General features: G+C 42.3%; 7 protein-coding genes. 5 read left to right on the top strand and 2 right to left on the bottom strand.

What is annotated here, in order from left to right; genetic code table 11:
* Positions 1–302: 302 nt before the first annotated feature.
* Together G586_RS0111455 and G586_RS0111450 are read left to right on the top strand one after the other, a co-directional pair.
* Positions 303–1,706, top strand: a complete 1,404-nt coding sequence (locus G586_RS0111455; RefSeq protein WP_155834115.1) for a DUF6449 domain-containing protein — start codon at positions 303–305, stop codon at positions 1,704–1,706.
* 277 nt (positions 1,707–1,983) lie between these two features.
* Positions 1,984–2,646 carry a flagellin gene (locus G586_RS0111450; protein WP_196811591.1) on the top strand — a complete coding sequence of 221 codons (663 nt, stop codon included), beginning with the start codon at positions 1,984–1,986 and terminating at the stop codon, positions 2,644–2,646.
* On the opposite strand, the gene G586_RS0111445 is transcribed toward G586_RS0111450, so the two are convergent.
* Both G586_RS0111445 and G586_RS0111440 read right to left on the bottom strand, forming a co-directional pair.
* Positions 2,643–3,701: an FAD:protein FMN transferase gene (locus tag G586_RS0111445; protein ID WP_026527866.1), complete on the bottom strand. Its 1,059-nt coding sequence runs from the start codon at positions 3,699–3,701 to the stop codon at positions 2,643–2,645. The two genes, G586_RS0111450 and G586_RS0111445, sit on opposite strands and share 4 nt — an antisense overlap.
* A 301-nt stretch (positions 3,702–4,002) precedes the next feature.
* Positions 4,003–4,818 carry a hypothetical protein gene (locus tag G586_RS0111440; RefSeq protein ID WP_026527865.1) on the bottom strand — a complete coding sequence of 272 codons (816 nt, stop codon included), beginning with the start codon at positions 4,816–4,818 and terminating at the stop codon, positions 4,003–4,005.
* A 181-nt stretch (positions 4,819–4,999) separates the two neighbouring features.
* Between G586_RS0111440 and thrC the strand changes: the two genes are divergently transcribed.
* The 3 genes from thrC (at position 5,000) to G586_RS0111420 (ending at position 10,012) form a co-directional block, all read left to right on the top strand.
* On the top strand, positions 5,000–6,484 hold the full coding sequence (gene thrC, locus G586_RS0111435) for a threonine synthase (RefSeq protein WP_026527864.1): 1,485 nt from the start codon (positions 5,000–5,002) through the stop codon (positions 6,482–6,484).
* A 72-nt stretch (positions 6,485–6,556) separates the two neighbouring features.
* Positions 6,557–7,939 (top strand): citrate/2-methylcitrate synthase, encoded by a 1,383-nt coding sequence (locus G586_RS0111430; protein ID WP_026527863.1) that lies wholly within the window; start codon positions 6,557–6,559, stop codon positions 7,937–7,939.
* A gap of 258 nt (positions 7,940–8,197) precedes the next feature.
* A complete protein-coding gene (locus tag G586_RS0111420) occupies positions 8,198–10,012 on the top strand; it encodes an aminopeptidase P family protein (RefSeq protein ID WP_026527862.1) in 1,815 nt (604 codons plus the stop codon).
* Positions 10,013–10,123 lie beyond the last annotated feature (111 nt).

Genomic DNA, 10,123 nt, shown 5'->3' with positions numbered 1-10,123 from the left:
CGCCAGCACAGGTTTAAGCTTCCGATAAGTTTCTGCTATCGTAATTAAACAATAGAGTTCCACCATTTCCATATACAATCATACAACATTTATACTGATGAAGACACCTCTCTATTAACATTAGGTGATTTCGTCTTTTTGTCATGCTTGTCAATTGTCAATGTGCAGTATAATAATATTTCTATAGCGATAAATTATGCTGAGGGTAGTGCAATAGCTTGGCTTTCGGAACTTATTGATGATGTGTCATGCTAAAGTTAACCGAACATATCTTTGGCGTTGGTTAATTCATTCTAAAGTTAATGACATTGATCATGATCACAGCATCCATCGGTGGTGGATTAACACTATTTTATATTAGCAACACGCAGAGGCTTGGAATTTTCATATTCGGAATGATATGCGGAATAGTGGTTGTTCACTTTGTGATTGAGACGATTTACGAATTTGATTTCAAAGCAAGCTTCGGACATTTTGCTTCTTTGGGTGTTGGCGCTGCAATTTCTGCCTTCATTTTTGCTGCATGTGTATTTGATATTTTCGGATTTGAGACCTGGCAGCCTATGCCAAGCAGGGTTGAGAGCGTTGCTTTTGCTGATAGTCTCGGATACCATGGCCTTTTTTGTCCTTATTATGCGACAATTGACGATCCGACACCGGGAACATGGTTCTATACAGTAGATAACGATGAATTTGCACTTAGTAAAATGAAACTCACAGATATTGAAAATGTAGAGAAGATAACAAGACAGGGTGCAATAAATGCTTCGAAAAGCCATAAACTGGCACTTACTGAGGAGCCTGGTTTTTATATGGGCTATAGTTACTTCGCAGAAGATGAGGATCAGGGTAATGGTAATGAACCGTCTTATGATGCAATCGTAAAAGTAAAGTGGAAGATGAAAAACGGAAAAGAAATCACAAGGAAATATGATGTAAATATTTCAGGTGATGAGCTTCTTACCGCGTATAAGAACATTTATAACAGCGAGGAATACAAGCTGGGAAAGGTTCCGGTTATCTCAGCGGATTCTGCTGACATCAGTAAGATCAGATGTGAGACTGTTGGAGGAACTTATAATGAAAAGCTGGACGATGATATGGCAAAAGGTCTTATCGAAGCTTATAAAGAAGATGTAATGAACCAGACCTTTGACGAGGCTGCAGCCGAGCTTCCAAGTCTGGAAATCAGCTGCATAGATTATGCGGACATTGTGTATGATGAAACTGAAAAATACAACATGTTTGTGTATCCTTCGTTCAAAAAAACCATGGAATTTCTTGCAAAACATGATGCGCCTACAAGCTGGAGAGATGGAGAAAAAGACATAATAAAGGCGACTGTAGGTACGATTATATATAACGGCGAAGATGCAAAAGAGGACTACTGGACCAGCAAGGATCTGGATGAGATTACTGCAGCCATGAACTATTCGGTTCCTGAATCTATTTATTATAACACCATCCAGAGCGACTTAAATGGTGACAGTCAGGACGTAAGTACCATGCATGGCGCCAATACAACCTTAAGCGTCGATGTTGAAGGTGGTAAGGAGACTCAGACCTTTGGTATTGTTATGCTATTCGATGACAGCCTTCCTCAGAGAGTTAAGGAAATGTGCTTTCCTAAAATTGATGAGCCTGAAGACAGCAGCTCAGTAAGGGGCGGTACTATTGGCTGGATGTCATGTGTATCGAACGGATGAGATTTCGATAATTGTGAAAAATTAACAAAGGATGATCGCAAACTTCATAAATAATCACATAAATGATGTTGTTTACAAAATATTCTGATAATGTTATTGTATAATCAACTATAGGTATATCCTGTCCAGAGTGACAGGATTTTCAGGAAGGATCCTAAGCATATCTTCAATCTGCGGAAGGTATGCCGAGCAGCTATTTAATGGTGGGGACCGGAGAACGGGCTGCGGCGCAAAAATGGATTTGTCCTTATTCATGGAGGAAGAAAGGAGCGCACATATGATAGGAGGCATAGGCAATAATAGCTATTCCAACTACTCTCAGTATGGGAAAATGGCTAGCGGTAAAAAATTGCAGAGTGCAGCTGATGGCGCTGCTGAGCTTTCCATCAATGAAAAGATGGAAAAAGAACAGAGAACCATGAAGGTTCAGGCGAGAAATGGTGTTGATAACATTTCAAAGCAGAATATTCAGGATGGCGTTCTCGATGGTGTTACGGATTATCTTCAGAGTATCCGTGAAAATGCCGTTTATGCTCAGAACGGAACTCTTTCAGACAGTGAAAGAGGCGACATCGCAAATGCAAATTCACAGCTGATGAAGGGAATCGGCCAGTCGCTTGATTCAACTCAGATGAAGCAGCTCGGCCTTGATAAGGTTGATGTTAATGATCTTGATTCCATAGATCAGGCTATTAAAAATGTCAGCAATGCAAGAAGTGAAGTTGGTGCTGTTACAAACGGATTAGAGCACAATGTAAGCTACAGTAATGTGGCAAGAGAAAATCTTCTCAGTGCTCAGAGCAGTATTGCCGATACCGATATGGCACAGGAAATCACAGAGCTTCGTAAGAATCAGACTCTTGATGCTTATCGTAACCAGATGCAGAAGAAGCAGATGGAGGATGAGCAGCAGAGGAATAATCTGAATCTTATGCTTTAATAGGTAGATTTAGGAAAACCTGCTGAACTTACAATTTCATAATCATCTGTAATATACAGAACATGAATATCAGGGATGGACTCGATGAGCTCCATCCCTTTTTCTATGCCAAGAGAAAAGCAGATGGTTGACAGTGCATCTCCGTCCACGGATGAATCGGAAACAATAGTGGCACTGTAGATATTATTCTCGATAGGAAGCCCTGTTTCCACGTCCAGAATATGATGGTAAATCCTGCCGTCTTTTTCAAAAAAACGATCATAAATTCCAGAAGTCACAAGGGATTTATCCGTTAGCGGAAGAGTGAGCATGGCCTCTCCGTCATCCGCAAAGGGCTTCTGAATTGCCACGTTAAATGAAGAGGTAGAGTCACTTCCCGGCTTTTTTCCCACAAGGAGAACATTACCGCCAAGGTTTATGATGCCGCTATTTGCGCCTTTTTCAAGATATAGTTCCTTTAATCTGTCTGCGATATAACCCTTTGCAATTCCGCCAAGATCAAGGCGCGCAGCACTGTCAAGAAGCCGAACGCTGCATTCGCCGCTGTCTTTTCTGAGCTCTACCTTTTTATAATCAACGTGCGACAGAGCCTTTTTAAGAGATTCTTCATCGGGAACTGTTTTGTCAGAATCTGCATGAAAATTCCACAGTTCAGTAACTGTGCCGATCGTGGGATCAAAGATACCTTGAGAGAGGTCTGCATAGTAAAGGGCCTTTTCAACAAGATCGTAGGTCGCAGGATCAACTGTGACTACTTCACCGTTTGCGTGATTGATGTTCCAGATATCGCTTCCTTCTTTTGTGGAGGAGAATAGATTTTCATAGCGCATGCACAAAGCGAAGCATTCATCGAGGAAGGCTTCGCAGTTATCTGAGGCATCTTTATTTCTTGTGAAAAATGAGGAATTTTCGGAGGTGAAATCTCTGTCGTAGGCGGTTAGCGTTATAACCGTATCAAAATAGAAGCCTACCTTTCTGTGGGCTTCGGTGGCGGAAGGCGCACCGCAGCCGCAGAGGGTAAGGCAAAGTACGAATGCTAGTAAGAGACCCCTCATCCGCCCTTCGGGCACCTTCCCCCTAAGGGGGAAGGCTTTAATCATATGCCTTCCCTTCGTGGAAGTAATTTTAAATATATGTAGACCACTTTGGGGAGTAAACTTACACATATGCCTTCCCTTCGTGGTAGTAATCTTAAATATATGTAGACCACTTTGGGGAGTAAACTTACATATATGTCTTCCCTTCATGGTAGTAATCTTAAACATATGTAGTCCACTTTTGAGAGTAAACTTACACATATGCCTTCCCCTTGGGGGGAAGGTGGCACGAAGTGCCGGATGAGGGGCAAATAAAGAATCACGCATCTTTAGTAACAGTTTCTCCTGTCAGTTTCATTATTTTAGGCGATATACGTATACTTGTATAAAGGTCTGCATACTGTGAAGCAGACAGATCCTCGATATAATTCTGCATATAGTTCTTGCAGACTCCGTTTTTTCTTAAAACGTCAACAGCCTTGTTGTAGGCTATGGCAGCTTCGGTCTCGGTGTTGTATTTTCCCACAACAAAATCACCGTTTACATGGATGATCACCTTGTATTTCAAAAAGCCGCGGTCTGCGTATTGGCGGACACCGTGATAGCGGTTTAAAACCTCGATGTTTTCATAGCGAAGGTCGTTGGCATTGCCGTTGGCAAAGCGATAATCGCGACCCTTAACAGCATAGCTTTTTATGCCATAGCGGCTTAATATGCTGATCTGTGAGCCGTAGTCCGCAACAAAAAGATGAGACCCGCGCTTCATTATTTTATGGGATGAATAATAGAACAGATCATCAATATCAAATATAAGTGTGTGTCCGGGTGAGAGATAATAGAAAAAGTACTTTTTTTCAAGGTAGATAGGCGTAGGAATATAAAGCCCTTTATCCCTGAAATTAACCAAAACTACGTACTTTTCAAAAGGAAGGGGCATACTCTTTTTATATTCCGACAGCGAAAATGAGCTGTCGGAGAGTATCTCCTGTGCCTGTTTGTAGACTGTCCCCGCAGTCTCTAAATCTGAAAATGACCCCAACGCAATATGCTTTCCCCTGAAGGTTATGGACGCCCTGTAGGATTTTGTCCCATCCTTCAAACTTGTTTCATACACTCCCGCAACCTTTTTTGCCATTTAAGTTTACCCCCATAAGCTTAAATCGTAGTGTATTTATATGCATTTTTGTGGTATACTTTGTACTCAAAGTAATGTCATAAGAAAATCGTTCGATCACTCATCAGTGTAGAGTCGTCTTTTCATTATTTTATCATATCAGACAGCATTGCGAAAATAATAAAAAAAGGAGCGTGGCAACATGAACGTTATGTATTCTAGTACCAGAGGCGATAAGAAGAAGGTAACTGCATCACAGGCTATTTTGCAGGGACTTGCTTCCGATGGAGGTTTGTTTGTACCGGATAGTATTCCGAAGCTTGATAAGAGTCTTTCAGAACTTAAGGATATGGACTATCGCGAGACGGCTTACCAGGTTATGAAGCTTTTACTTACGGATTTTACCGAGGAAGAGCTCAGATATTGTATAGATCATGCCTATGACTCCAAATTCGATACAGAAGAAATGGCTCCGATGACAGAGGCCGATGGCGCTTTTTATTTAGAGCTTTATCACGGAAAAACAATAGCATTTAAGGATATGGCCCTTTCAATTCTTCCTTATCTCATGACTACAGCAGCTAAGAAGAATCAGATTAAGAATGAGATCGTAATCCTTACTGCTACCAGCGGAGATACAGGTAAGGCAGCACTTGCAGGCTTTGCAAACGTACCCGGAACAAGAATCTGCGTTTTCTATCCCGAGAACGGTGTTTCACCTATCCAGAAAAAGCAGATGGTTACACAGGAAGGCGAGAATACCTGCGTAATCGGAATTAAAGGTAACTTCGATGATGCCCAGACAGGCGTTAAGAAAATATTCACAGATCCCGATTTTGCTAAGGAGCTTGATGAGAAGGGATTCCAGTTTTCATCAGCTAATTCAATTAATATAGGAAGACTTGTTCCTCAGATCGTATATTATGTTTATGCATATACAAGACTTCTTAAAGAGGGCAGAATAGCAGAGGGAGACCAGATAAATGTTGTGGTTCCCACAGGTAACTTCGGTAATATTCTCGCTGCATATTATGCAAGCAAGATGGGACTTCCGATCAAGACCTTTATCTGCGCTTCAAACTCCAACAAGGTTTTATATGATTTCTTTAAAACCGGTGAGTATGACAGAAATCGTGAGTTCGTACTTACAAGCTCACCTTCAATGGATATTCTTATCTCTTCTAACCTTGAGAGACTTATCTATCATATTGCAGGTGATGACTCAAATGCAGATGCTTCTTATATGAAGCAGCTCTCCGAGAACGGTAAATATGAGATCACAGACTCAATGAAAAAAGCACTTGACTGCTTCTACGGCGGATTTGCTAATGAAGAGGAAACAGCTGTTGCTATCAAGGAACTGTTTGATAATACAGGCTATCTTATCGATACGCACACAGCTGTTGCATCTAGTGTATATAATAAATATGTAAAGGACACAGGCGATAAGACAGTTACTGTTATCGCATCAACTGCAAGTCCTTACAAGTTCACAAGAAGCGTTATGCAGGCACTTGGCAAGGATGATGCAAGCCTTGACGACTTCCAGCTCGCTGATAAGCTCTCTGAGGTTTCAGGAGTAGAGATTCCTGAGGCTGTAACATCTATTCGCGATGCTAAAGTAATTCACGATAAGGTTGTTGAGAAGGATGCTCTGGCTGACGCAGTAAGGGAGTTCTTGAAATAAATCCCTTGCCTTCCCCCTATGGGGGAAGGTGGCACGAAGTGCCGGATGAGGGCAATAAAGTTGGGAGGTAACATGGGGAATACAAGAGTTAACGAAGCAAATATTTACTCCGATAACACACCGAAAATAGTTGATCTGGCAAAAACAGTTGAGACAGCTGACCAGATTAATCCTGAGCTCTTTACAAAGCATAATGTAAAGCGTGGTCTCCGAGATTTAGATGGTAGAGGTGTCCTTACTGGACTTACAAAAATATCGACAATTATCGCTTCAGAGGAAGTGAACGGTGAGAGGATTTCAACTGACGGTAATTTATATTACCGTGGGATAAATGTTAAGGATATTGTGCATGGCACCGCAAGTAAATCCAAGTACGGATTCGAAGAGGCAGCATATCTTCTTCTTTTCGGAAAGCTTCCAAACGAAGCTGAACTTAAGGGATTTACTGAGCTTCTTGGGTTTTACAGATCGCTGCCTACAGGCTTTGTAAGGGATATCATTATGAAGGCTCCAAGTCGTGACATGATGAATACCCTTTCAAGAAGTGTACTTACGCTTTATTCTTATGATGATCATGCTGACGATGTTTCAATGCCTAATGTACTCAGGCAGTGTCTTCAGATGGTCAGCCTGTTTCCGCTTCTTGCTATTTACGGATATCAGGCATATAACCACTACCATGAGGGGAAAAGTCTTTTTATTCACCCTCCGAAGGCAGATCTTTCAACGGCTGAGCATATTTTGTATTTGCTCCGTCCGGATTCTAAATACACAGAGCTTGAGGCAAGACTTCTTGATATCTGTCTGATCCTGCATATGGAGCATGGCGGTGGTAACAACTCATCCTTCACAACTCACGTTGTGAGCTCATCAATGACTGATACTTATTCGGTAATTGCTGCGGCGATTGGATCTCTTAAGGGACCTCGTCACGGCGGAGCCAACATTAAGGTTATTCATATGTTTGAGGAGATGGAGAAAGAGGTTAAGGACTGGACCGATGAGGAAGAGGTCAAGAGCTACTTAAAGAGACTTCTTCATGGAGAGGCTTTTGATAATGCAGGTCTTATCTATGGTGTGGGACATGCTATTTATTCAAAATCCGATCCGAGAGCGGTGCTCCTTAAGGAGTATACGATTCAGCTTGCCAAGGAAAAGGGAATGGAGAAAGAGCTCGCCCTTTATGAAATGGTTGAGAGGCTTGCGCCTGAAGTAATCAGTGCCGAGCGTAAAATGTATAAGGGTGTCAGCATCAATGTGGACTTCTATTCAGGATTTGTCTATGAGATGCTTGGACTTCCTGAGGAGCTTTTCACTCCTATGTTCGCCATTGCGCGTATCGTGGGATGGAGTGCTCACAGAATGGAGGAGCTTGCTAATAACAGTAAGATCATCCGTCCTGCATACATGGCCGTAAGCGACTTCAAAGATTACGTGCCCATGGAAGAAAGATGATTTAAACCCCTCATCCGCCCTTCGGGCACCTTCCCCCTAAGGGGGAAGGCAAGAGGTAAAAAACTTCCCCCCAAGTGGAAGGCAAGAGGTAAAAACTTTCCTCCAAGGGGAAGGCAAGAGGTAAAAACCTTTCCCCCAAGGGGAAGGCAAGAGGTAAAAAGCCTTCCCCTTGGGGGGAGGGCAAGAGGTAAAAAGCCTTCCCCTTGGGGGGAAGGTGTCAGCGAAGCTGACGGATGAGGGGGTATTAGGAGGAATAAAATGAATAAAGTTATACAGGACAGACTTTCTGCCCTTAGAGAAAAGATGTCAGCAAACGGTATCGATTACTATCTGATGCCTACTTCTGATTATCACAACTCAGAGTACTCAGCAGATTTTTTCAAAGCGCGTGAGTATTTCTGTGGATTTACCGGCTCAAACGGAACACTGGTTGTTTCTAAGGACTGGGCAGGAATGTGGACTGATGGAAGATATTTCATTCAGGCTGACCGCGAGATGGAGGGCACAGGTGTTACCCTCTATAAAATGGGAGAGGAAGGAGTACCTACAATTTCCGAATATCTTGCTGAAAATATGACAGCAGGTCAGGTACTCGGTTTTGACGGTAAGGTTGTTCCTGCAAGAGAAGGCCTTGCTTATGAAAAAAAGCTTAAGAAGAATCAGGTAAAGATAAAGTTTGATAAGGATCTTGCCGGAGAAGTCTGGACAGACAGACCGGCTCTTCCCTGCAATCCTATTTATGTTCTTTCTGATGAGCTCTGCGGAAAGTCTTTCGCGGAAAAGCTTGCTGATATCAGAAAGGTCATGGAGGAAGAGAAGGCTAATGCATATCTTCTCTGCAAGCTTGATGACATTTGCTGGCTTACAAATCTTCGCGGTAACGACGTTGAATGTAATCCTGTAATACTCAGCTATCTGTTCATTACTAAAAAGACTGTAAGCATGTTTGTTCAATTTGATGAACTGAATGACGAGGTCAGAAATTATTGTGAAAATAACGACATTGAGCTCGTTGCCTATAACAGAATCATCACATGGCTTGATGAATATGAGTATGATGGTGTGACTCTGTATGATGAGCGAAATGTAAGCTATTCTGTTTTCAGAACGATAAAGGATAACTCTGAGAATAATCATGCCAACATCAAGAATATCTATGATCCCACTGAGATGATGAAGGCATGTAAAAATGAGACTGAGATAAAGAACATCAGGGACGTTTATGTAAAGGATTCTGCTGTTCTTACCAAGTTCATTTACTGGGTTAAGAATGAAGTTAAAAACGGCACATTAAATGAGTACACAGCCGCTATGCATCTTGATAACATGAGGGCACAGCTCCCCGGCTTTATCGAACTTTCATTCCCTACAATCAGTGCTTACAGGGACAATGCAGCAATGATGCATTATGAAGCTACTGAGGAGTCGAATGCTGAGTTAAAACCGGAGCACTTCCTGCTTGTTGATTCAGGTGCTACATACATGGGCGGAACTACTGATGTTACCAGAACCATTGTCCTTGGACCTATCACAGACGAGGAGAAGAAGCACTATACACTTACCACAGTTGGAATGCTTCAGCTTGCTAATGCACATTTCCTTGAGGGATGTAACGGAAGAAACCTTGATATTCTTGCAAGACAGCCCCTTTGGAATGTTGGAATTGATTATAAGTGCGGAACGGGCCACGGAATCGGTTATATGCTGAATGTCCATGAGGGCCCTCACAGCATCAGATGGAAATCAAGATCATCCGAGGACGAGGCAGCACTTAAGGTCGGCATGATCATGTCAGATGAGCCCGGAGTTTATATCGAGGGTAAGCACGGCATTCGTATAGAGAACATCCTTGAGGTTGTTGAAGGCGAGAAGAACAGTGACGGACAGTTCTTAGAATTCAGACATCTCACTTATGTTCCGCTGGACCGCGATGCTTTGGATAAGCAGTACTTACAGCCTAGGGAAATCGAGGCCATCAATGAATATCAGAAGATGGTTTACGACAGAATAGAGCCTCTTATTGAGGAGCCTGAGATCAAGGAGTGGCTTAAGGCGGAGACCAAGCCTCTATAAGGCATAAGACAGGGGTAAGAACCGTCCCCCTGTCTTAAAGGAAAACAAAATTTCAAACAAAAGCGTGTGAAATGTAGATTTCATGCGCTTTTCTTCATATTAAATTAAGAA

The organism is Butyrivibrio sp. VCD2006, from assembly GCF_000423925.1.
Lineage (GTDB): Bacteria > Bacillota > Clostridia > Lachnospirales > Lachnospiraceae > Butyrivibrio.
This window is presented reverse-complemented; position numbering and strand designations above follow the sequence as displayed.